The sequence below is a fragment of the Bradyrhizobium sp. UFLA05-112 genome, from assembly GCF_053572325.1.
Genome location: NZ_JBANBK010000004.1, coordinates 22,433 through 46,412 on the forward strand (window position 1 = coordinate 22,433; position 23,980 = coordinate 46,412).

At 64.4% G+C, this 23,980-nt stretch carries 19 protein-coding genes; 11 read left to right on the top strand and 8 right to left on the bottom strand.

The genetic code is table 11. The annotated features are described in order from the left end of the window. Positions 1-95: 95 nt before the first annotated feature. From SO180_RS03610 to SO180_RS03625, 4 genes are all read left to right on the top strand, one after another. Complete coding sequence (locus SO180_RS03610; protein ID WP_449377449.1) at positions 96-1,265, top strand: MFS transporter; 1,170 nt, start codon at positions 96-98, stop codon at positions 1,263-1,265. Positions 1,266-1,405: 140 nt separating this feature from the next. Next, positions 1,406-4,870 (top strand): carbamoyl-phosphate synthase large subunit, encoded by a 3,465-nt coding sequence (carB, locus tag SO180_RS03615; protein ID WP_449377450.1) that lies wholly within the window; start codon positions 1,406-1,408, stop codon positions 4,868-4,870. A gap of 208 nt (positions 4,871-5,078) precedes the next feature. Next, a complete protein-coding gene (greA, locus tag SO180_RS03620; RefSeq protein ID WP_027525218.1) occupies positions 5,079-5,552 on the top strand; it encodes a transcription elongation factor GreA in 474 nt (157 codons plus the stop codon). A gap of 147 nt (positions 5,553-5,699) precedes the next feature. Then, positions 5,700-6,098, top strand: a complete 399-nt coding sequence (locus SO180_RS03625) for a DoxX family protein (RefSeq protein ID WP_449377451.1) — start codon at positions 5,700-5,702, stop codon at positions 6,096-6,098. Between the two features lie 8 nt (positions 6,099-6,106). On the opposite strand, the gene SO180_RS03630 is transcribed toward SO180_RS03625, so the two are convergent. Further along, positions 6,107-6,586, bottom strand: coding sequence for an Lrp/AsnC family transcriptional regulator (locus SO180_RS03630; protein WP_027525216.1), 480 nt, complete (start codon positions 6,584-6,586; stop codon positions 6,107-6,109). A gap of 270 nt (positions 6,587-6,856) precedes the next feature. Between SO180_RS03630 and trxB the strand changes: the two genes are divergently transcribed. From trxB to dapA, 3 genes are all read left to right on the top strand, one after another. Continuing rightward, positions 6,857-7,822, top strand: a complete 966-nt coding sequence (trxB, locus tag SO180_RS03635; RefSeq protein WP_449377452.1) for a thioredoxin-disulfide reductase — start codon at positions 6,857-6,859, stop codon at positions 7,820-7,822. Between the two features lie 5 nt (positions 7,823-7,827). Further along, positions 7,828-8,751, top strand: coding sequence for a LysR family transcriptional regulator (locus tag SO180_RS03640; RefSeq protein ID WP_449377453.1), 924 nt, complete (start codon positions 7,828-7,830; stop codon positions 8,749-8,751). A 455-nt stretch (positions 8,752-9,206) separates the two neighbouring features. After that, positions 9,207-10,178 carry a 4-hydroxy-tetrahydrodipicolinate synthase gene (gene dapA, locus SO180_RS03645; protein ID WP_449377454.1) on the top strand — a complete coding sequence of 324 codons (972 nt, stop codon included), beginning with the start codon at positions 9,207-9,209 and terminating at the stop codon, positions 10,176-10,178. A 239-nt stretch (positions 10,179-10,417) separates the two neighbouring features. Here the strand turns inward: dapA and SO180_RS03650 are convergent, their stop codons facing one another. Further along, the gene (locus tag SO180_RS03650) at positions 10,418-10,939 is read right to left on the bottom strand and encodes a hypothetical protein (RefSeq protein WP_449377455.1); all 522 of its coding nucleotides are present in this window, start codon (positions 10,937-10,939) and stop codon (positions 10,418-10,420) included. Between the two features lie 342 nt (positions 10,940-11,281). On the opposite strand from SO180_RS03650, the gene SO180_RS03655 reads away from it, so the two are divergent. From SO180_RS03655 to SO180_RS03665, 3 genes are all read left to right on the top strand, one after another. Beyond that, positions 11,282-11,578 (top strand): co-chaperone GroES, encoded by a 297-nt coding sequence (locus tag SO180_RS03655; RefSeq protein ID WP_449377456.1) that lies wholly within the window; start codon positions 11,282-11,284, stop codon positions 11,576-11,578. Positions 11,579-11,739: 161 nt separating this feature from the next. Next, positions 11,740-13,368, top strand: a complete 1,629-nt coding sequence (groL, locus tag SO180_RS03660) for a chaperonin GroEL (protein WP_449377457.1) — start codon at positions 11,740-11,742, stop codon at positions 13,366-13,368. Between the two features lie 142 nt (positions 13,369-13,510). Then, positions 13,511-14,722 carry a hypothetical protein gene (locus SO180_RS03665; protein ID WP_449377458.1) on the top strand — a complete coding sequence of 404 codons (1,212 nt, stop codon included), beginning with the start codon at positions 13,511-13,513 and terminating at the stop codon, positions 14,720-14,722. 131 nt (positions 14,723-14,853) lie between these two features. Here the strand turns inward: SO180_RS03665 and SO180_RS03670 are convergent, their stop codons facing one another. Both SO180_RS03670 and SO180_RS03675 read right to left on the bottom strand, forming a co-directional pair. Further along, complete coding sequence (locus tag SO180_RS03670) at positions 14,854-15,252, bottom strand: META domain-containing protein (RefSeq protein ID WP_449377459.1); 399 nt, start codon at positions 15,250-15,252, stop codon at positions 14,854-14,856. Positions 15,253-15,385: 133 nt separating this feature from the next. After that, positions 15,386-17,050 (bottom strand): L-lactate permease, encoded by a 1,665-nt coding sequence (locus SO180_RS03675; RefSeq protein ID WP_449377460.1) that lies wholly within the window; start codon positions 17,048-17,050, stop codon positions 15,386-15,388. A gap of 294 nt (positions 17,051-17,344) precedes the next feature. On the opposite strand from SO180_RS03675, the gene SO180_RS03680 reads away from it, so the two are divergent. Then, on the top strand, positions 17,345-19,108 hold the full coding sequence (locus SO180_RS03680) for an ABC transporter ATP-binding protein/permease (protein ID WP_449377461.1): 1,764 nt from the start codon (positions 17,345-17,347) through the stop codon (positions 19,106-19,108). Between the two features lie 317 nt (positions 19,109-19,425). Here the strand turns inward: SO180_RS03680 and SO180_RS03685 are convergent, their stop codons facing one another. The 4 genes from SO180_RS03685 to SO180_RS03700 all read right to left on the bottom strand — a co-directional run bounded on the left by SO180_RS03685 (position 19,426) and on the right by SO180_RS03700 (position 23,875). Further along, entirely contained in the window at positions 19,426-20,436 is a 1,011-nt protein-coding gene (locus tag SO180_RS03685; RefSeq protein WP_449377462.1) for a TorF family putative porin, read from the bottom strand. 385 nt (positions 20,437-20,821) lie between these two features. Then, positions 20,822-21,169: a hypothetical protein gene (locus tag SO180_RS03690; protein WP_449377463.1), complete on the bottom strand. Its 348-nt coding sequence runs from the start codon at positions 21,167-21,169 to the stop codon at positions 20,822-20,824. A gap of 88 nt (positions 21,170-21,257) precedes the next feature. After that, positions 21,258-22,571 (bottom strand): glycolate oxidase subunit GlcF, encoded by a 1,314-nt coding sequence (glcF, locus tag SO180_RS03695; protein ID WP_449377464.1) that lies wholly within the window; start codon positions 22,569-22,571, stop codon positions 21,258-21,260. Beyond that, positions 22,568-23,875 carry an FAD-binding protein gene (locus SO180_RS03700; protein WP_449377465.1) on the bottom strand — a complete coding sequence of 436 codons (1,308 nt, stop codon included), beginning with the start codon at positions 23,873-23,875 and terminating at the stop codon, positions 22,568-22,570. The genes glcF and SO180_RS03700 overlap by 4 nt, the downstream gene beginning before the upstream one ends. Positions 23,876-23,980: the final 105 nt, after the last annotated feature.

The window sequence follows — 23,980 nt, forward strand, 5'->3', positions numbered from 1 at the left end:
TGTTCAATAGTTCTTGAACCAATTGACATCGGAATTGTGTCAGCGAATAGTTCAATAAGCATTGAACTTAGGACCGAGAATAGGAAGATCTGGGTATGAGCATCTTCTGGCTGGCGCTTGCCGCATTTGCGATCGGGACGGAAGCTTTTGTTATTGCGGGACTTTTGCCGACCATCGCGACGGACCTGTCGATCTCGGTATCGGCGGCCGGGCAGTTGGTCACCGTGTACGCCCTTACCTATGCCGTGGGATCGCCGATCCTGGCGGTGACGCTGAACAATGTCGACCGCCGCACCGTGCTGACGCTGGCGCTCTCGACCTTCATTGCCGGCAATCTGCTGGCGGTGGTCGCCACCGGCTTCCCGTTGCTGCTGGCCTCGCGGATGCTGATGGCGCTCGGCGCCGGCCTTTGCATGCCCACCGCGCTCGGCGTTTCTGTCGCAGTTGCCTCTCCTGAGCGCCGCGGACGCGCGGTCGCGCTCGTCACCTCGGGCCTCACGGTCGCGACCGTCGTCGGTGTCCCCCTCGGCAATTTCATCGGCAGCCTGTTCGGCTGGCGCGCGACCTTTGCGATGGTCGCCCTGCTCGGCGCCATCGCGCTTGCAGGCCTGCTGTTCGGCCTGCCGCGGGGCCTGCCGCGAAACACGGCTTCGCTAGCCGATCGGCTGGCGGTGGCGCGTCACAGCAATGTCTTGATCGCCCTTCTGATCACGATTTTATGGGCGCTCGGCGGCTTCACCGTGTTCACCTATTTCGCAGTCCCGTTGCGCGGCCTCGGCTTCGATGCGTCGCAAATCAGCCTTGCGCTGCTGGTTTTCGGCGGGGCGGCCGCGATCGGGAACATGCTCGGCGGCATCCTAGCAGACCGGCTCGGCACGCTGACCACTGCAGCGCTCGGGCTCGCGGGCATGGCGACGGCGCTGATCCTGCATTCGGTGGTGCTGAAGCTGATGCCGGACCAGGCGCATTATGCGGTGCTCGGCGCGATCTTCCTCTGGGGCATTTCGGGCTGGGCGTTCTACCCGGCGCAGGTTGCCAGCATCATCCGGATCGAGCCGCAGGCCTCCATGATCGCGCTCTCGCTCAACGCGTCCGCCATGTATCTCGGCTTCGCCATTGGTGGTGCCTTGGGCGGGGCGGTGCTCGCGGCACTCTCGCCGACCGATCTCGGCTGGGTCGGCGGATCGAGCGTTGCGGCATCGCTTCTGGTGCATCTCGCCCGGGGTTGGCAGGCCCGGCCAAAACCCGTGAAAATTGCCGGTTGATGGGCATTTTTCGGGGTTTCGCCGCCCCGAAAACTGGTCTAAGACCCACCCGCGCGCGAGGGAAACCCGCGCTCTCGGCTCAGGGGACGCGCGACCAGCGCGCCCTTTTTTTGTGCCTAAATTCCAGCCCGCGAGCGGTGATGCCCAAACGAACCGACATCTCGACCATCCTGATCATCGGCGCCGGTCCCATCGTGATTGGCCAGGCCTGCGAGTTCGACTATTCCGGTACCCAAGCCTGCAAGACGCTGAAGGAAGAGGGCTACCGCATCGTCCTCGTCAATTCCAATCCGGCCACCATCATGACCGACCCGGAATTGGCCGATGCGACCTATATCGAGCCGATCACGCCTGAGATCGTTGCAAAAATCATCGAGAAGGAACGTCACGTCATTCCCGGCGGCTTCGCGCTGCTGCCGACCATGGGCGGCCAGACCGCGCTGAACTGCGCGCTCTCGCTGCGCCGGCAGGGCACGCTCGACAAGTTCGACATCGAGATGATCGGCGCGACTGCTGACGCCATCGACAAGGCCGAGGATCGCCAGCTATTCCGCAATGCCATGGAGAAGATCGGGCTCCAGACACCGAAGTCGCGGCTTGCCAACGCCTCCGAGCTGAAGAAGTCCTTCCGCGACAAGTATCTCGCCGAGCGCGAGAAGCTGTCCGGCGCAGCGCTGGAACAACTCGACCAGCAGTGGACGCTCGGCGAGAACGAGCGTCGCAAGCGCTACCAGGAATACGCGCTGGGCCAGGCGATGATGGCGCTGTCCGAGATCGGACTGCCCGCGATCATCCGGCCCTCCTTTACGCTGGGCGGCACCGGCGGCGGCATCGCCTACAACAAGGAAGAGTTCCTCGACATCATCGAGCGCGGCCTCGATGCGTCCCCCACCAACGAGGTCCTGATCGAGGAATCCGTTCTCGGCTGGAAAGAGTTCGAGATGGAGGTGGTGCGCGACAAGAAGGACAATTGCATCATCGTCTGCTCGATCGAGAATTTCGATCCGATGGGCGTGCACACCGGCGACTCCATCACGGTGGCGCCGGCGCTGACGCTGACCGACAAGGAATACCAGATCATGCGCGACGCCTCGCTGGCGGTGCTGCGCGAGATCGGGGTCGAGACCGGCGGCTCGAACGTTCAGTTCGGCATCAACCCGGCCGACGGCCGCATGGTCGTGATCGAGATGAACCCGCGTGTTTCTCGTTCTTCGGCGTTGGCGTCGAAGGCGACGGGCTTCCCGATCGCCAAGGTCGCAGCCAAGCTCGCGATCGGCTACACGTTGGACGAGATCGCCAACGACATCACCGGCGGCGCGACGCCGGCCTCGTTCGAGCCGACCATCGACTACGTCGTGACCAAGATCCCACGTTTCGCCTTCGAGAAATTCCCCGGCGCCTCCCACACGCTGACGACCTCGATGAAGTCGGTCGGCGAGGTCATGGCGATCGGCCGCACCTTCCAGGAAAGCCTGCAAAAGGCACTGCGCGGGCTCGAGACCGGGCTGACCGGCCTCGACGAGATCGAGATCGAAGGGCTCGGCCAGGGCGACGACAAGAACGCAATCCGCGCCGCACTCGGCACGCCGACGCCGAACCGGCTGCTCCAGGTCGCGCAGGCGATGCGGCTCGGCTGGTCCAACGACGAGATCTTCAACTCCTGCAAGATCGACCCCTGGTTCCTCGCCGAGATGCGCTGCATCGTCGACATGGAGGACAAGGTTCGCAAGAACGGCCTGCCGCAAAATGCCTTCGGCATGCGCACGCTGAAGGCCATGGGCTTCTCGGACGCGCGACTGGCGGTGCTCTCGGAGAGCACGGAAGCCGACGTGACGGCAAAGCGCCACGCGCTCGGCGTCCGCCCGGTGTTCAAGCGCATCGACACCTGCGCCGCCGAGTTCGCCTCGCCCACCGCCTATATGTATTCGACCTACGAGGCGCCGTTCGCGGGCGCAGTTGCGGACGAAAGCGAGCCGTCGGATCGCAAGAAGGTCATCATCCTCGGCGGCGGCCCGAATCGCATCGGCCAGGGCATCGAGTTCGACTACTGCTGCTGTCACGCCTGCTTCGCGCTGCATGACGCCGGCTACGAATCCATCATGGTCAACTGCAATCCGGAGACGGTGTCGACCGACTACGACACCGCCGACCGGCTGTATTTCGAGCCGCTTACGGCCGAAGACGTGCTTGAGATCATTGCGACCGAGCGCAGCAAGGGAACGCTGCATGGCGTGATCGTGCAGTTCGGCGGCCAGACCCCGCTGAAGCTCGCGCGTGCGCTGGAGGCCGCCGAAGTGCCGATCCTCGGCACCTCGCCCGACGCCATCGATCTCGCCGAGGACCGCGACCGCTTCAAGCGCGTGCTCGACAAGCTTCGTCTCAAGCAGCCGAAGAACGGCATTGCCTATTCGGTCGAGCAGGCGCGGCTCGTCTCCGCCGATCTCGGGCTGCCGCTGGTGGTGCGTCCGTCGTACGTGCTCGGCGGCCGCGCGATGCAGATCATCCGCGAGGAGAACCAGCTCAACGACTATCTGCTCGGCACGCTGCCCGAGCTCGTGCCGTCCGATGTCAAGGCGCGCTACCCGAACGACAAGACCGGGCAGATCAACACCGTGCTCGGCAAGAACCCGCTGCTGTTCGACCGCTACCTCTCCGACGCCACCGAGGTCGATGTCGACTGCCTCTGCGACGGCAAGGACGTCTTCATCGTCGGCATCATGGAGCACATCGAGGAAGCCGGCATCCACTCCGGCGACTCCGCCTGCACGCTGCCGCCCTACTCGCTCGATGCGAAGATGATCGAAGAGCTGGAGCGACAGACCCGCGAGCTCGCGCTCGGCCTCGACGTCGTCGGCCTGATGAACGTGCAATACGCCATCAAGGACGGCGAGATCTACGTGCTCGAGGTCAATCCGCGCGCCTCGCGCACGGTGCCGTTCGTCGCCAAGGTGATCGGCACGCCGGTCGCCAAGATTGCCGCTCGCATCATGGCCGGCGAGAAGCTCGCCGACTTCAACCTGAAGAAGGCCCAGCTCAAGCACGTCGGCGTCAAGGAGTCGGTCTTCCCCTTTGCGCGCTTCCCCGGCGTCGACACGGTGCTCGGCCCTGAGATGCGCTCGACCGGCGAGGTCATGGGCATCGACCGCTCCTTCGAGGTCGCGTTCGCCAAGAGCCAGCTCGGCGGCGGCACCCGCGTGCCACGCAAGGGCACGGTGTTCGTCTCGGTGCGCGACAGCGACAAGAACCGCATCGCAGAGGCGGTGCGGCTGTTGCAGTCCGTCGGCTTCAAGGTGCTGGCGACGTCGGGCACGCAGCGCTTCCTGGCCGACCAGGGCATTCCGACCGAGAAGGTGAACAAGGTGCTGGAGGGCCGGCCGCACATCGTCGACGCCATCACCAATGGCGACATCCAGCTGGTCTTCAACACGACGGAAGGTCCGCAGGCGCTGGCCGACAGCCGTTCGCTGCGGCGCGCGGCCCTCTTGCATAAAGTGCCGTATTACACCACTCTTTCCGGGGCCGTGGCGGCCGCGCAGGGCATCCGCGCTTATCTGGGCGGGGACCTTGAGGTTCGTACCCTGCAGAGCTACTTTTCGGAAACCTGATCGTTAGCGGGGGCGAGACCCTCGCTAAGTGATTGGCAATGAAGCTACAATGACCGGAGGAACTGTCCGGCCATGTGGTTGTTCTGTTCCGGCGCCAGCCCCACATAACGTTCCGGTGGCCGCATGTTCAGCCCCGGGATCACCGACGAATCAAGGTTGCTGCGCCTCACTTTTTTTGGGGGCGCGGGGCCGAAGGACGAGAGAAGAGATGGAAAAGGTTCCGATGACTTCGGCCGGATTTGCCGCGCTCGGAGAAGAATTGAAGCATCGCCAGTCCGTGGATCGTCCGCGGATCATCGAGCATATCGCCGAGGCGCGCTCACACGGAGACCTGTCGGAGAACGCGGAATATCATGCCGCGAAGGAAGAGCAGTCCCATAATGAGGGCCGCATCGCCGAGCTCGAGGACAAGCTCGCGCGCGCCGACATCATCGACATCTCCAAACTGTCCGGCGATACCATCAAGTTTGGCGCCACCGTGACGTTGGTCGACGAGGACACCGAGAAGAAGACGGTGTGGCAGATCGTCGGCGAGGTCGAGGCTGATGCCAAGAAGGGCCGCATCTCCATCACCTCACCGCTCGCCCGCGCGCTGATCGGCAAGAAGAAGGGCGCCTCCGTCGAGGTCAACACGCCAGGCGGCGCCAAGGCCTACGAGATCACCAAGGTCGAGTGGCGGTAACCCGTGCCGCAATAGATACCGAATGCAAAAGCCGCGCGGCCAGCGCGGCTTTTTTGTCTCGCGCTCGTTATGCGATTGTGAACGGCCGCGATTGTGAACGATGACGTCCTCCGTCATGCTCTCTTGGCTGCATCAAGGGAGGACACGATGGACGTCGATCGTATCGCCGCGCAGAGCCAGCCCTATCTGCTCAGCCTGTTCCGCTTCATCACCGGACTTCTGCTGTTCCAGTTCGGCGTGGCAAAACTGTTCAAGTTTCCGCCCGTCGAGATGTTCGCCGACGTCACGCCGCTGTCGCTCTGGGGCATCGCCGGCATGATCGAACTGGTGTTCGGCGGGCTGTTGATGCTGGGCCTCTTCACACGCCTCGTCGCCTTCATTCTGTCGGGCGAGATGGCGTTCGCCTATTTCATCGAGCATCTGCCGCACAGCTTCTTCCCGCTCGTCAATGAGGGGACGCTGGCGATCCTGTTCTGCTTTGCCTGCCTTTATCTTGCGTCAGCCGGCGGCGGTCCGATCAGCGTGGATGCGATGCGGCGAGGATGAGTCTCGCTTCAGCGCCGCCCCTTCACCTCCAGCGGCACGGCGGCTTCGTATTTCGAATTGTGCAGCACCAATGAGGTCCGGACGTTGCGCACATGCGGAGCCGCGGTGAGATGCGTGACGAAATCCTGGAACGTCGCCATGTCCGGCGCGACGCATTTCAGGATGAAATCGACCTCGCCCGACAGCATCCAGCATTCGCGCACCAGCGGTTCGGCGCGCACGAACTGCTCGAAGGCGCGCAAGTCCGCCTCCGCCTGGCTCGACAAATGAACGGCAGCGAACACCGTCACGTCGAAGCCGAGCTTTCGCGAATCGAGCAGCCCGCGATAGCCGTGGATATAGCCCTCCTCCTCGAGCGCCCGGACACGCCGCAGGCAGGGCGGCGGCGAAATGCCGACACGCTTGGCCAGTTCGACATTGGTGATTCGACCGTCGGCCTGGATTTCGGCGAGAATTTTGAGATCGATCTCGTCTAGGTTCCGCGACACGTGATTGGAACTCCTGGCCTTGTCTGCGGTATCGGGTGGGTTCGTCGCAATCCTCATACCCAGTCCCGCCGAGATGCGCAATTTTATTGCGCGTGCAGCGCAATGATCTTTTGTTCCCGGGGGGAAAAATCCGCCGACATGGGCTGCAATTCTTGCATAGCTCGCCAGAAGGCTTAGATTAGTACTGACATTTCAGCGCCTCCGCGGCGCCTTCCCAGGCACTATCCGCGCCCGCGCTGCAACTCCCCCAAGAGAGAGGCACCGGTCCACATGCGCGCGCCCATCCATGCCAAGGTCGTCATCATCGGCTCCGGCCCCGCCGGCTACACCGCGGCGATCTACGCCGCGCGTGCGATGCTTGAGCCGATCCTGATCCAGGGCATCCAGCCGGGCGGCCAGCTCACCATCACGACCGACGTCGAGAACTATCCCGGCTTTGCCGACGTGATCCAGGGCCCCTGGTTGATGGAGCAGATGGAGAAGCAGGCGGTCCATGTCGGCACCAGGATCGTCACCGACCTGGTCACCAAGCTGGAAACCGCGCAGCGGCCGTTCCGCCTTACCTGCGACAGCGGCGACGTCTACCTCGCCGACACCGTGATCCTCGCCACAGGCGCGCAAGCGCGCTGGCTCGGGCTGCCCTCCGAAGGGAAATTCCAGGGCGGCGGCGTGTCGGCCTGCGCCACCTGCGACGGCTTCTTCTACCGCGGCAAGGAAGTCGTGGTCGTCGGCGGCGGCAATACCGCGGTCGAGGAAGCGTTATACCTGACCAACCATGCCTCGCAGGTCACCATCGTGCATCGTCGCGACCACTTCCGCGCCGAGCGCATCCTGCAGGAGCGTCTGTTCAAGCACCCGAAGATCAAGGTGGTCTGGGACTCGGCTGTCGACGAGATCTGCGGCACCGAGAACCCGAACAAGGTCACGCATGTCCGTCTCAAGAACGTCAAGACCGGCGCGCTCACGGAACTGAAGGCCGACGGCATCTTCATCGCCATCGGCCACGCGCCGGCGACCGAGCTCGTGAAGGGCCAGGTGAAACTCAAACCGTCGGGCTATGTCGAGGTCGCCCCGAACTCGACCGCCACCTCGGTGCCCGGCCTGTTCGCGGCCGGCGACGTCGCCGATGAAACCTATCGCCAGGCCGTCACGGCCGCAGGCCTCGGCTGCATGGCCGCACTCGAAGCCGAACGTTTCTTGGCCCTGCGCGCCAGCGAGCGCGCGGCAGCGGAATAACGACCATGCCTCGAACACGCGACGGATTTACCGATATGGACTGGGACAAGCTGAAGGTCTTTCACGCGGCAGCGGAAGCGGGCAGCTTCACGCATGCGGGCGAGCAGCTCGGCCTGTCGCAGTCGGCGGTGTCACGCCAGGTCTCGGCGCTGGAGCAGGAGCTCTCGGTCTCGCTCTTCCACCGCCATGCCCGCGGCCTGATCCTCACCGAGCAGGGCGACCTGTTGTTCCGCACCGCGCATGACGTGTTCATGCAGCTCCAGGCGGCGCGCGCGAAACTGACCGACAGCCGCGAGCGGCCGAGCGGCGACCTCAAGATCACGACCACGCCCGGCGTCGGCATCAACTGGCTGATCCCGCGGCTCGGTGAGTTCACCTCGCTCTATCCGGAGATCCGCATCTCCCTGATCGTCACCGACGAGGAGCTCGACCTGTCGATGCGCGAGGCTGACGTTGCGATCCGCACCCGCAAGCCGACGCAGCCGGATCTCATCCAGCGCAAGCTTTTTGCGATGGGCTTCCACGCCTATTGCTCGCCGGAATACATCAAGCGCTTCGGTACGCCGCGTACGCTGGAGGAGCTCGACTCCCACCGCATCATCACGCTCAGCGACGGCAACTTCGCCCCGCATTTGCAGAACCGCAACTGGCTTGTCGAAGCTGCGCGTAACGGTTCGGGCCCGCGCGAGGCTTACTTCAAGGTCAACAACATCCTCGGTCTCGTGCGCGCGTGTCAGCAGGGCCTCGGGATTGCGGCGCTGCCGGATTATCTCGTCGAAGAAAACAGCCGTCTCGTGCAGCTGTTCGGCGAATCGGACTCGATTCAACTCGATACGTATTTCGTCTATCCCGAGGAGTTGAAGACGGTCGCGCGCGTGCAGGTGTTCCGCGACTTCGTGGTGAGCAAGGCGCAACGCTGGCCGTCCTGATTTCCGCATGACTGACATGCGACCTCGGCTGTTGCTGCAGGGCGCTCGGCAAGCCCATACTGTTTGCACGCTGAGCCTTCGCGTTGCGCATTTGTCCCCCTCCTCCAGTGGCGCGGGAGTTCAGTAATCCCTCTTGGAAGGTGATTGTGTCGGCCTCACGTGGCCAATACCTAAGCCGGGCCCTTCGGGTCCGGCTTTTTTTCTGCCAATTTGGTCTTCGCTTTCCGCGTGTATTGACAGTTCCACATATCCCACGCATCATTTGCACACCATGATCACGAATTCGTGCGCAATCCTCTCGAAGGCGATCGCCTCGAAAAAAGCCCCCCACCCGGGGCCAAGGGATATTTGCGCGCGCTAGACCTTCTCGTCGTCGCGATCCCGAAAAACCCCGCCGTCTGGACGGGGTTTTTTCATGTGCCTCCGTCTCAGACCTCAACTGAAGGAGATGGAACATGACCGACCTAAGACAACGATTGCAGGGCCTCTGGCTGCCTCTGGTGACGCCGTTTCGCGACGGCCATCTCGACGAGCGCTCGCTCCGGCAGCTCGCGCGACACTACGCGTGCGAGGCCATCGACGGCTTCATCCTCGGCGCGACCTCCGGTGAAGGCATGACGCTGAAGGGCGCCGAGCTCGAGCGCCTCGTCGCAACCGTGCGCGAGGAGCTCGCCGCGCAACGTCGCAGCGTTCCGATCGTTCTTGGCCTCTCCGGCGCGGACACCGCGCGGCTGAAGGAAAGCCTGGATGAAACCGCGGACTGGCCGATCGACGGTTATCTGATCGCGAGCCCCTACTACCTGCGGCCATCGCAGCGCGGCCTATGTGCGCATTTCGAGGCGCTCGCCGATCACGCTGCCTGGCCGATCGTGCTCTACAACATTCCCTATCGCACCTCGGTCAATCTCACCAACCAGACGCTGCTCCGCCTTGCCGAGCATCCGAACATCGTTGGCCTGAAGGATTGCTCCGCGAACCGCGAGCAATCGATCGCGCTGCTCCGCGACAAGCCGGACCACTTTCGTGTGCTGACCGGCGAGGACGCGCACACTCATGAAGCGCTGAGCGACGGCGCGGATGGCGCCATCTTGCTCTCCGCCCACATCGAGACCGCAACCTTTGCTGCGATTCATACCGAGCTGAAGCGCGGCAATGCCGACACCGCGCTCGCGCGCTGGCAGGAGGTTTCGGAGTTGACGCGGCTGTTGTTCGCCGAGCCGAGTCCGGCGCCGGCAAAGTACTGGCTGTGGCGATGCGGCCTCATCGACAGTCCGGAGGTGCGCCTGCCGATGGTCGAGGTCGGAAGCGAACTCGCCGCCGCGCTCGATAGCGAGATCGCGCGGAGGTTGGAAAAATCCGCCTATGGGGAATCGTCGGTGGCTCCGCGCCCTGACGGCCGCATGGCAACGCCTTTCATGCAGACCTGAGCACGGACGCGTCGAGACGTATCCGATGTCCGATTGGCTGCGCCGTGATATCGGCCTGACCGAAGACGTCGTGACATCGGCATTGGAGCGGCTTGACGGCATCAAGCGGAGGCACTGCGGATGGGTCTGATGGCTGCGAGGTCGTGCGGAAGACGCAGTCTCTTCGCCTCGCCCTGCGCACACGAAGCTACCCTCTCCCACACGGGAGAGGGTGCATCACAAGCTTGGCTCGATCTCGATCACGCCCGCGGCGCGCAGCGGACGTAGACCATGTTGCCGTAGCGGGTGGCGGCGTCCTTGTCGATGAATCGGGTGACCATGACGCGGCCGTCGAAGGAGACGATCTCGCGGTCCTGCTCGCCGGGAGTCGGTCCGGCCGGTCCGATATAGTTCTTTCCGCTTGGTGAGCCCTTCAGCCGCAGCTCCTGCGGCGTCGCCTGGTCGGCCAGGTGCATGATCACGCCGCCGCTCGATCCGGCGCCGATCACATAGGGATTCTTGCACTGCGCGCGGGCCGCAGCCTCGGTGCGGGCGCGGTCGGACGGGTTCTGGAACGAGGCAAGGCCCCAGCGGCCGACGATCTCGTCGGCGCGGATCGACGCCGGCATTTCCGGCCCAGTGCCGGGCTCGGCCTCCGGCGCCGGCGAGGACGATGAGAACGACGGCAGGCTCATGCCGCCGCCACATGCACCCAGCAGCAGCGCCAAGGCTGCGGCGGCGCCCAGCTTGGCAACCGTCCGCGCGTGAGCTGAACTGATCATGGCATTCCCCCGAGCAAAGCGCCCCCCAAACACGAGCCTGACAGCCCCCTCCCGCAGCCAAGCGCAAAACCGCTGCCGGGGCAATGACGTCGTAGAATACGCCAGCGTCCCCAATTCGTTTCGATCGTCAACATCCTATATCCGTCTCACCAATGGCTTAACCACCCTTTGCTTGACAGGATCGCGGCCAAGCCATATTTCCGGGCGCACTATTAGCACTCGGGAAGCCCGATTGCTAAAGCGCGCCGTTCGATCCCGGCATTCGATCCGGAGGTCGGACGGGGGCGCAGGCCCCTCTCCTAGTTCCGTCGCTTCCGAAGCGAGCTTCCAAAGGGAAACGTCATGGCTAAGTCCAAATTTCGTCCGCTGCATGACCGTGTCGTGGTCAAACGTATCGATGCCGAGGAAAAGACCAAGGGCGGCATCATCATTCCCGACACCGCCAAGGAGAAGCCGTCCCAGGGCGAAATCGTCGCCGTCGGCCTCGGCGGCCGCGACGAGGCGGGCAAGCTGATCCCGATCGACCTCAAGGTCGGCGACCGCGTGCTGTTCGGCAAGTGGTCGGGCACCGAGGTCAAGATCGACAATGAAGATCTCCTGATCATGAAGGAGTCGGACATCATGGGCGTGCTGGCCTAAGGCCACAACGTCCCTTCAAACGCCGCCGCGCTTCCCTCTTGTCATGCCCGGGCTTGAGCCGGGCATCCATCCTGCTTCGAAAGATGATGGATTGCCGGGTCAAGCCCGGCAATGACGATTAGGGTGCGCGGCCCATTTCCACATCATGCCAGGAGCAAAAAATGGCTGCCAAGGACGTCAAGTTTTCCGGAGAAGCGCGCGAACGCATGCTGCGCGGCGTCGACATTCTCGCCAACGCCGTCAAGGTGACGCTCGGCCCGAAGGGCCGCAACGTCGTCATCGAGAAGAGCTTCGGCGCGCCCCGCATCACCAAGGACGGCGTCACCGTCGCCAAGGAGATCGAGCTCGAGGACAAGTTCGAGAACATGGGCGCCCAGATGGTGCGTGAGGTCGCCTCCAAGACCAACGACCTTGCTGGCGACGGCACCACCACCGCGACCGTGCTGGCTCAGGCCATCGTGCGCGAAGGCGCCAAGGCGGTTGCCGCCGGCATGAACCCGATGGACCTCAAGCGCGGCATCGACACCGCGGTTGCGGCTGTCATCAAGGACATCGAGAAGCGCGCCAAGCCCGTCGCCGCCTCGTCCGAGGTCGCCCAGGTCGGCACCATCTCGGCCAATGGCGATGCCGCCATCGGCAAGATGATCGCGCAGGCGATGCAGAAGGTCGGCAACGAGGGCGTCATCACCGTCGAGGAGAACAAGTCGCTCGACACCGAAGTCGACATCGTCGAGGGCATGAAGTTCGACCGCGGCTATCTGTCGCCCTACTTCGTCACCAACGCCGAGAAGATGACCGCCGAGCTCGAGGACGCCTACATCCTCTTGCACGAGAAGAAGCTCTCGGGCCTGCAGGCCATGCTGCCGGTGCTGGAAGCCGTGGTGCAGTCCGGCAAGCCGCTCGTCATCATCGCAGAGGACGTCGAGGGTGAGGCGTTGGCCACGCTGGTCGTGAACCGTCTCCGCGGCGGCCTGAAGGTTGCCGCCGTCAAGGCCCCGGGCTTCGGTGATCGCCGCAAGGCCATGCTCGAGGACCTCGCGATCCTCACCGGCGGCCAGCTGATCTCCGAAGAGCTTGGCATCAAGCTCGAGAACGTCACGGTGAAGATGCTCGGCCGCGCCAAGAAGGTCGTGATCGACAAGGAGAACACCACGATCGTCAACGGCGCCGGCAAGAAGCCGGACATCGAGGCCCGCGTCGGCCAGATCAAGGCCCAGATCGAGGAAACCACCTCGGACTACGACCGTGAAAAGCTCCAGGAGCGTCTGGCCAAGCTCGCCGGCGGCGTCGCGGTGATCCGCGTCGGCGGCGCGACCGAGATCGAGGTCAAGGAGAAGAAGGACCGCGTCGAGGACGCGCTCAACGCCACCCGCGCGGCCGTGCAGGAAGGCATCGTCCCCGGCGGCGGCGTCGCGCTGCTCCGCGCCAAGAAGGCGGTGGGCCGTCTCACCAACGCCAATGCCGACGTGCAGGCCGGCATCAACATCGTGCTGAAGGCGCTCGAAGCCCCGGTCCGCCAGATCTCCGAGAACGCCGGCCTCGAAGGCTCGGTCGTCGTCGGCAAGATCCTGGAGAACAAGTCCGAGACCTTCGGCTTCGACGCCCAGACCGAGCAGTACGTCGACCTGGTCGAGAAGGGCATCATCGACCCCGCCAAGGTGGTGCGCACCGCGCTTCAGGACGCCTCCTCCGTGGCCGGCCTGCTGGTGACCACCGAAGCCATGGTCGCCGAGCTGCCGAAGAAGGAAGCAGCCCCCGCGATGCCGGCCGGCGGCGGCATGGGCTTCTGAGCCCGTCGCAGCAAAAAAATCGCGCGAAGGCCGCCTCCGGGCGGCCTTCTTTTTTGCCCAGAATGGCCTGCGCTTTCCGATTCAACCTCCGGCCAAAACCCACTACGGTGGCGCCGATTCTGATCTCTTGAGGGTTTCGTCGATGCGCGCGCTTTCGTTCTGCTCGATTGGTTTTTTGGCGGCATTGCTTGCAGTTTCGCCTGAGGTCGCGTCCGCCCAGATGAAGCTGTCGCCAAAGGCCGCCGCGCCCAGTGGAACCGAGACGCGCTATTTCACCTCGATCGACGGGCTCATGGACGGCAATGCCGATGTGATCCTGAAGGAGACCCGCCAGGGCAAGACGGTCACCGCGGCCGTGCTCGACGTCTGCTATCCCGCAGCGAAGAATTCCGACCGCAAGGACCGCTTCGTCGTCAACCTCACGGTCGCCGGCCAGCTCTTGTCGGGCACGACGCAGAGTCTCGGCGACAAGGCGCCGGTCACCGTCAAGCTGACGCGCAAGCCGACCAGCGATACCTTCGAATTCCGTGGCCAGATCTCGATCGGCGGCAACGTGACCGAGGTCGCCTCGCCCGACAATTCCGATCTCAGCGAGAAGGAGTTTCTGGACAACCAGACCTCCGACGACGGCATCACGCCACAGCCGAAGGATTTCACCGAGGTCTCGCCGGAAGCGATCGCGGTCAAGGTCAAGTTAGAGGCGGCGACCGACTTCCTGAAGAGCCTGAAGGGCCAGGATGTCGAGGTGACGCTGGCAAGCCTGTCGGTCGGCTGCGACGCGCTGCGCGCCGGCGAGCAGACCATCAACATGTCGGTCGATCCGGAACGGGCAGCTGCGCTGCTCGCCAAGTTCAAGGCGATGCCGGGCGTCACCGCAGTGGGCTGGACCGCCGGCATGATGGAGATGGACCGCACCATCCGCTTCGCCGCCGCCGACTGGCGCGACGGCGACAAGATCAGCCGGGACCGGCTCGCCGGCACCGTCGCCAACGTGCTGGCGAGGACGCTGACGGCAAAAACCGTCTCGCAAAGCTTCGACCCCGTCACCGGCAAGCTCAAGGTCGTCTTGAAGCGGCCGAACCAGGATTTCCCAGCGCTCGAGCTCACCGATACGATCGAGGTCGCGGGCCTGGTCTCGACCGACAAGCCCGGCAGCAGCGACCGCCTCCTGCTCTGGGTCGGCAGCCCCGCGATCACAACGGCCGACGAGAGCACCGGCGCCAAGCTCAACCTGTCGGATGAAGCCGGCACCGATGAAGAGGGCGATCAGACCGACGACAACGGCGCGATCGAGGCGCTGACGAAGGAATTGAAGGGCCAGCGCTGGGACGCCGACAAGTCGGTGTGGAAGTAGTCCGTACACCAACTCTTGGTCATCGCCCGGCTTGACCGGGCGATCCAGTACGCCGAGGCGGTCGTGATTGAATCGATGGGCCGCGGCGTACTGGGTGCCCCGGTCGAGCCGGGGCACGACAGCGAGTTGGTTTAATTCCCGTTCATCCGGAAGCGCAGCGGCTTGGGGCCGATCAGCGTGAGAAAGTCACCCTGGCGCTTCCAGGTCTCGACGCTGGCGAGCGCCGCGACGAGGTCGTCATCGGCCTGGGCCTTGGCCGGCGGACAGGAACGGTCCTGGATCTGGCCGGGTACGAAGATCACCGTGTTGCCGGCGACCGAGAACTGACCTTTGCCGCCCTTGCACCAGAGCTCCAACACCACCTCGCCATTGTCGCCGATCTCGATGTTGGGAATGCGCTTCGAGCCCTGCTGCGGCAAGGCTTCGAGCGTCATCTCGGATCCGAAGGGAAAGCCGTCCTCGGCGTGGCTTGCGCCCGCCATCAGCACCACCGCGGCCGCCGCGCACACCATCTGCTTGACCGAAACCATGAGACCTCTCGACCGTCCTTGAACCGCCGCACCTTCTATAAGACGGGAACGACGTTGAGAAGGTTCGCCGCACACGCAAAATCCCCGCGGGGTTTTTCCCGCGGGGATGTCGTTACGTTGAGAATGCGTCGCGCTACTTCAACACCAGCGCCGTGAACGGCCATACGTAGGCCTGGAGCGTCACGAGCACGCCGACCAAGCAGGCCAGCACGATCGAGTGCCAGAACACGAAGCGCAGGATCGTGCCCTCGTGGCCGTACCACCGCGTGGCGGTGGAGGCGACCACGATCGACTGCGCATCGATCATCTTGCCCATCACGCCGCCGGAGGAGTTCGCCGCCGCCATCAGGATGGGCGACAATCCGATCTGTTGCGACGTGATCTTCTGGAGGTTGCCGAACAGGATGTTCGAGGCGGTATCCGATCCCGTCAGCGCGACACCCAACCAGCCGAGCAGCGTGCCGAAGAAGGGATAGAGCACGCCAGTCGCCGCAAAGGCGAGACCGAGCGTCGCGTCGACGCCCGAAAGGCGGGTGAGCGTGCCGATCGCGAGCATCGCCGAGATCGTGATCAGCGAGATCGCGCAGAGCCGGATCGTGCGGCCATATTCGACCAGCAGCCGGCCGGGACCGACGCCCATCAGGAAGCCCGAGATGATCGCCGCGATCAGCATGCCCGTGCCGGTGAAGGACAGATAGGTAAAGTTGAACACCGCACCTTCCGGCGTGGGGCCAGCCGCAACCGGCGGCATCTTGTTGATCATCTTGTCGAGATCGGGAACTGCATACTTCCAGACGAACAACGAGTCCGCCCAGGACTTGAACCATCCACTGCCCCAGATCAGCATCACGACGCAGACGATGATCCACGGCAACAGCGCGCTCCACAGCTCGGCCTGCGTGAGCGGCGTCTTGTCGAGCGGTGCAGTCTTGCCCATTTCCGACACCGATTCATCGCGGCCGCGCAGCGCCGGCGACAGCCAGAGCTGCTTGGGTTGCCACACTTTCAGGAACAGGATCAGCGCCCCCATCGAAATCAGCGACGCCCCGATGTCGACGATCCAGGGATTGATGAAGTTGGAGATCACGAATTGCGGGATTGCGAAGGACACGCCGGTGACAAGGATCGCCGGCCAGATATCCTTCATGCCGCGCCAGCCCGCGAACGCCCAGACCACCCAGAATGGCACGATCAGCGAGAAGAACGGCAACTGCCGTCCGACCATCGCGCCGAGGATATACGGATCAAGTCCGGTGACGGAGGCAAGGCCCTGGATCGGCGTGCCAAGTGCGCCATAGGCGACCGGCGCGGTGTTTGCGATCAGCGACAGGCCGGAGGCGGCGAGCGGCGAGAAGCCGAGACCGATCAGCACGGCGCCGGTGATCGCGACAGGCGTGCCGAAACCCGAGGCGCCTTCGAAGAAGGCGCCGAAGGAGAACGCGACCAGCAGGAGTTGCAGGCGCCGGTCCTCGGTGACGCCGCCGACCGCGCGCTTCAACAGCTCGAAGCGCCCCGTCGTGACCGTCACCTGGTAGAGGAAGATGACGTTGAGGACGATCCATCCGATCGGGAAGAAACCGGTGACGACGCCGAGTGCGGAGGCGCGGACCGACATGTTCACCGGCATGGTGAAGATGACGATCGTGATCAGGTTGGTGATGATGACGGCAATCACGGCCGCGATGTGCGCTTTCACGCGCCCGCTTGCGATCATGATCAACAGCGAGACCACCGGGACCGCCGCCGCGATGGTCGACAACGCCGCATTGTTCAGTGGGTTATAAACTTGATTCCACATGCTCGTCCTCCCCCACGCATTGGTGCGGCAGGGCGGCCAGCGTGGATAGCCGAACCTGCTTGATGCGAGTCGCGATAGTCCCTGAGCCTGAGGCGGTCATGTCGCGAGTGCGGCGGTTCCCATCCGCTCACAAGCTCGCGAAGTTCCGAAGGCCCCCACCCCGCGCCGTTATGCCCATGCTAGGGTTGCCGGCCCGGACAACGCAAATCGCCGGATTTGCAACTTTAGTCTAAGCGCGCTTATTTGCGCCGTTGCATCAGGCGCTTGCGCCTACCCCGCAGGAGACCCCTATCTGTGAAGAACATCCGCGCGACGCTCGCGACCGTTTGGCGAATCGCCATCCCCTACTTCCGGTCCGAGGACAAATGGGCCGGCCGCGGCCTGCTCGCCGCAGTGATCGCGATCGAGCTGGCGCTGGTCGCGATCGACGTGCTCGTGAACCAGTGGCAGAACCGTTTCTACAGTGCGCTCCAGGCCTATGATCTGGACAGCTTCGTGCGCGAGATCTGGATCTTCATCGGCCTCGCCTCGGCCTTCGTCGCACTGGCCGTCTATCAGCTCTATCTGAACCAATGGCTCCAGATCCGCTGGCGGCAATGGCTGACGCGGCACTATCTCGGCGAATGGCTCGATGACGCCACGCACTACCGCATGCAGCTCACCGGCGACGCCGCCGACAATCCGGACCAGCGCATCACCGACGACGTCAAGAATTTCGTCGAGCAGACCCTGAGCATCGGCGTCGGCCTGCTGTCCTCGATCGTGACGCTGTTCTCCTTCGTGATCATTCTTTGGGGCCTCTCCAACGCCGCCCCCCTGCATCTCTTCGGCAGCGACTTCGCGATCCCCGGCTATCTGTGCTGGGGTGCCCTGATCTACGCGATCCTCGGCACCGCCCTGACGCACTGGATTGGTGTGCCGCTGGTCAATCTCAATTTCGAGCAGCAGCGCTTTGAAGCCGACTTCCGCTTCAACCTGGTCCGGGTGCGCGAGAATTCCGAACAGATCGCGCTGCTCAAGGGCGAGAGCGCCGAGCGCGGACGCCTCCTGCACCGCTTCAGCTTCGTGATCGGCAACTGGTACGCGATCATGAGCCGCACCAAGCGCCTCACCGCGTTCACGGCGAGCTATCAGCAGGCTGCCGTGATCTTTCCCTACGTGTTGGTGGCGCCGGCCTATTTCGCCAAGAAGATCCAGCTCGGTGACATGATGCAGACCGGCTCGGCCTTCTCGAGCGTGCAGCGCGCGCTGTCGTTCTTCGTGACGACCTACCGCTCGCTCGCCGAATGGCGCGCGGTGGTTGCCCGTCTCGACGGCTTCGAGATGTCGGTCAGCTCGGCCGCCAATCTCCCCGCGCACGAGCCGACCATCGGCGTCACGCCATCCACGGGCAGCGAGGCCATCGCGCTCGAGCAGTTGCTGGTGAAGCTGCCGAACGGCAAGCCGCTGGTCGCAGCCAACGCCTTTGCGATCCAGCACCCCGAGCGCGTGCTGGTGACGGGACCGTCGGGCTCGGGCAAGTCGACGCTGTTCCGCGCCATCGCCGGGGTCTGGCCGTTCGGCACTGGCAAGATCGCCATCCCCGGGAAATCCAGCCTGATGATGCTGCCGCAGCGGCCTTATTTCCCGATTGGCCCGCTCGGCGACGCCGTGATCTACCCGGCCGAGCACGGCACGGTTGCGCCCGACAAGATCAAGGACGCGCTGAGAGCGGTCGGCATGCCGCGGCTTGCCGAGCAGCTCGACGAGGAAGCGCACTGGAACAGGACGCTGTCGCTCGGCGAGCAGCAGCGGTTAGGGGTGGCACGGGCGCTGCTGCATGCGCCGGATTACCTGTTCCTCGACGAGGCGACTGCCTCGCTCGATGAGCCGTCCGAGGCCCTGCTCTACCGCCTCATGGAGGAAAGGCTGCCGTCGACCACGATCGTGTCGATCGGCCACCGCTCGACGCTCGATGCCTTCCACAGCCGCCATGTCAGGCTGGTCCAGGACGGCGAGATCCACGTGCTCGGCGGGGTCGGCGCACCGGCCTGGGCGGAGCCGAGCGAAGCGCGCTGAATGCTTCCACAGTGACCGTGCACTCCCTCTCCCGCTTGCGGGAGAGGGCTATCGCATTGATGTGAGAGCTTGAGGCGCTGAAGCTTCCATATCGTCATGGCCGGGCATAGCCGTCCGAAGGACGGCGTCGCTTCCGCTCGCCTATGTCCCGGCCATCCACGCCTTGCCTAACGGCACAAGGAACGTGGATGCCCGGGACAGGCCCGGGCATGACGCAGTTATCCGTGTAGCGCCCACGGGAGACGTTCACGCCCCCACAAAAGCAAAAGGGCGGCAGGTTTGTCCTGCCGCCCCTTCAGCCAGTCTCGGGATGAAACTTACTTCAGGTTGGTCATCGCCGTCAGGTCGAACGACAGCTTGGCGATGCCGGCCGCGCCGCACCAGTTGGAGCCGACGCCCGACGGGTTGATCGGGGTCACGAAGGTACCGGTGGAGGCGGTGATGTTACCGCGGGCCGACCAGTCGCTGGTGAAGGCGTTACAGTCACCCTTGGAGAGGTTGGTGTCGGAGTAGCGCAGATCCAGCGTGAAGACCTTGTAGGTGAAGCCGATGCCGACGTTCCAGGTGTTGTAGTCGGCATATTTGATGCCGTTCGGGAACGCGAGCGTGCCGTAGAAGCTGTCGGAGGTGCCCAGCCATTGACGGCCGAACTCACCCGACACGTACATGCCGACGCCGCTCGAGCCAAAGATCGTGCTGGGCGCGGTGTACTTGCCGGTGATCGAGGCGTAGTTGCCCCAGGCGCCCGAGTTCAGGTAGCTCGGAGTGTAGTACTCGGTGAAGCCGAACGCCCAGTTGTCGTTCACCGTATAGGTCCCCTTGCCATAGACTTCGAAGAAGCTCAGGTCCTTCTTGATCACGTTGGCATTGAGCAGGGCCTTCTCGGCGCACTCGGCGCCCTGGAAGTTGCCGGCGAAGTCGATGCCGGGCGCGCCGAAATAGCAGGTGCCGCCCGGATACAGGTAGCCCCAGACACCGATGTCGAGCGCGAACGCGCCGAAGGTCGGGCGGATACCGCCGTAGACGTCGACTTCTGCTGCGGCGCGGTTCGGGAATGAGATGCTCTCGGCCGAGACGCCGACATAGAGCTGGAGGTCCTTGGTGACGTTGTAGCGCGGCTCGAAATAAGCCGTGACCGACGGCTTGTGGTTCGACTGGGTGATGCCGCGGAAGATGTAATCGCTCATGATGCCGCCGCCGAAGGCGACGTCCCACGGGTCAAAGGCGGGCGGCGGAGGAGCCTTCACAGCCTTCACCGGCATATCTGCCGCCAGAGCCGAACCCGTCACCATTGCCAGCGCCGTTGCCAACAAAGCCACTTTCTTCATTTCGTTCCCCATCACCTTCCTAAGGCCAGTCCGATCCCGGCGCCCCCCGGGGCATGCGACCCTGACTGAAAAACTCTCGTAACAGCCGCAATCTGGAGTGCGACGCCCAAGCAGTGAAGCAAAAAACACGGGCATCTGCCGACTTTTTGGGCGTAATGGCAATTTCACGAAAGGTTGTCAGCGTGTGTTGCATCTCGAACACAATGATTTCGAGCCGAGGTGCCCCTGACCACGTGATGCTACGGGGAGATTGCCAGGCTGAGGCTTGGCCGCCACGCGTAGGCTCCCCGCGATTCGGCTTGGCTTCGGCCGATGCAAAAAGGCCGCAGCATCAGTGCCGCGGCCTTCCTGCTTGCAGGTTCGCAATTGAGGCCAGGAAGAGCGCCTAGCCCTGCCCGTCAGCAGCTGCGGACGGACCATCGCCGCTCGACGGAGTCGCCCAGCTCGCTTCCGGCGCGGGCTCGGGGGCGGGAGCTTCCACGGGGGCCGGTGGCTTGGGAGCCGGAGCCGCCCTCTTCGCGCTCTTCTTGGGAGCCGCCTTCTTCGCGGATTTCTTCGCGGCCTTCTTGGCCGCCTTCTTCGGTGCGGCTTTCTTTGCCGACTTCTTCGCTGCCTTCTTGGCGGATTTCTTCGCCGACTTCTTCTTGCCGGCCTTCTTCGCAGTCTTCTTCGCCGCTACGGCTTTCTTGGCCTTTTTGGCCTTCTTGCTTTTCTTCTTCTTCGCTTTCGCCATCGTGATCCTCCTGTTGCCGCCGAACAATGTCGATCGGGCCTTCAGTCGTCCACCTCCGGGCGCGGCGCAGTCGGCTAGCTTAATTCGACTAGTTCAATGCCGGCTGCGCGCCGCCCGTCGCCCAATCGAGAAGCTCAATCGTGTGCACGACCGGCACTGATGTCCCGCTGGCAATCTGCACCATGCAGCCGATATTGCCTGCGGCAATCATGTCCGGCTTGACGCTTGCGATGTTGGCGACCTTGCGATCGCGCAACCTGCCCGCAAGGTCGGGCTGGAGAATGTTGTAGGTCCCCGCCGAACCGCAACACAAATGGCTCTCTGGGATATCTTTCACCACGAATCCGTTCTTGGAAAGCAATTCTTTCGGAAGTCCAGTGATTTTCTGCCCGTGCTGCAGTGAACAAGCGGAATGATAGGCGACGACGATGTCGTCGTGTCGCCTCAAGGGCTGAAGCGCGAGACCTGCGACATACTCCGTGATGTCCTTGGCGAGAGCGGAGACGTTGGCCGCATCGCTCGCGAGCTCGCGGTCCTCGCGCAGCAGATAGCCGTAGTCCTTGATGACCGTGCCGCAGCCGGACGTCGTCACCAGGATGGCATCGAGACCGTCCTTTGCCGCCTCGCGACGCCATGCCGCAACGTTCGCCCGCGCCCGCGCGAGCGCATCGTCGTCACGTCCGAGGTGATGGGTCAGAGCGCCGCAGCATTGCTCGTCCCGGACCAGCACGACCTCGATGCCGTGGCGGGTCAGCAGGTTGATGGCGGCCTGGTTGATCCGCGGCGCGAGCACCTGCTGGGCGCAGCCCTGGAGCAGCGCCACCCGCCCCCGCCTCTTGCCGAGCGGCGCAAAGACGCTGCCCGCGGCGGGCCCCGGAGCCGGCAGCCGGCCTGGCGCGAGCGCCAGCATCGCCTTGATCCGCTGCGTCAGGCCGGGCGTAGCCGACGGCCGCGGCGTCGGCAGCAAAGCCGCGAGCGGCCGGGCAAGCCGCGCCAGCGACATGCTGACGCGAAAGCGCTGCGGGTCAGGCAGGACGAACGCCAGCACGGTGCGGAGCAGACGCTCGGCAAGCGGCCGCTCGTAACGCTCTTCGATCCGGACGCGGGCCTGGTCGACCAGGTGCATGTAGTTCACCCCGGACGGACACGTGGTCATGCAGGCAAGGCACGACAGGCAGCGGTCGACATGCTTGACGACCTCCGATGTCGGCGCCTGGTCCTTCTCCAGCATCTCCTTGATCAGGTAGATGCGGCCGCGCGGGCTATCGAGCTCGTCGCCGAGCAGCACATAGGTCGGACAGGTCGCGGTGCAGAAGCCGCAATGCACGCAGGCACGCAGGATCTTGTCTGCTTCCGCGATATCGGGATCGGCGAGCTGGGTGAGCGAAAATTCGGTCTTCATGCCGCGCCCCGCTTCAGCCGCCCGCGATTGAGGATGGTCTTCGGATCGAAGCTGACGCGAACCCGCTCGCTGAGCGCGGCGACACCCGGTGCTTGCGGATGGAACACGTCCACATTGCGCCGCACCTCCTCAGGTGCCCGGACCAGCATGGCGTGCCCGCCGACGGCTTCCGTGCGCCGGCGCACGATGGCGGCTTGCGCATCGTCCTTGGGCGGCACCGCCGCCCAGATCAGCCCGCCACCCCAGTCGTAGATCACGTCGCCGCCGGTGTCCTGCGCAAGCTGCCGGCCGACCGCGGCGCCAGAGGCCGGCGGACACACGATCCGCCACACCGGCCAGGCGCCAAGCGCGCCATCGGCCGCGAACGGCAGCACGTCCCGTATCGCAGTCCACAATGCGGCCGAGGCGCCATCCTCCACGATGGTGGCGGTTCCGAATGGCGCGAGCGTCTCGCGCAGCGCGACCGCGCGGTGAGCGGCCGAGGCGGTGATGCCCTCCAGCCGCAGCACGGTAAGCGGCTCGCCTCGAGTGGCGACGTCGCCGAGCCCTTCGGCTCTCTCCCGGACAGCGGATTTCGGCAGATGCGCCGCGCCCGATACGTCGAAGGGCGAACCGAGCGCCACGGTCATGGCCTTGTTGGCGCTACCGTCATCCAGCCCGCGCAACAGCAGCGTCCGCTCGCTCTCCGGCTTCGGCATGACCTTCAGCGTCACCTCGGTCATGACCGACAGTGTGCCCCAGGAACCGGCGAGCAGCTTGCAGAGGTCGTAGCCGGTAACGTTCTTCACCACCTTGCCGCCGGTCTTGAAGCTGTCGCCGAAGCCCGAGACGGCGTGCGCGCCGAGCAGATGGTCGCGCACCGCCCCCGCCTTGATACGGCGTGGCCCGGCGAGGCCCGCCGCGATCATCCCACCGATGGTGCCGAGCCCGGGCATTGTGCCGAGCCCGGGCATCGTGCCGAGCCCGGGCATCGTGCCGAGCCCGGGCATCGTGCCGAGCCCGGGCGTCCCGAGCAGGGGCGCGGTGTTCATCGGCTCGAAGGCGAACTGCTGGCTCTTGGCATCGATCAGCGACAGCACGTCGGCCAGCGGCGCGCCGGCCTGGAGCGTGATGATCAGCTCGTTGGGCTCATAGGAGGTGATCGCGTTTAGCGCGGAGACGTCGAGCACGGCGTTGGTCGCCATCACATGGCCGATGCCGCGCTTGGAGCCATGGCCGATGATCTCGAGCGGCTGCTCATTGGCAATCGCCGCGCGCACCACCTCTTCGACGTCTTTGGCGTCTCTGACCTTGAGCGTATCCACGGGAAAAGGCGGTAGCGAAATTCGCGTCGGAAATCAATTCGCGCGGGGCTCGCACACCTCATCCCAAAGAAGGTGCAGCCTTTCACCATGCGGTGCGCGGGCCGG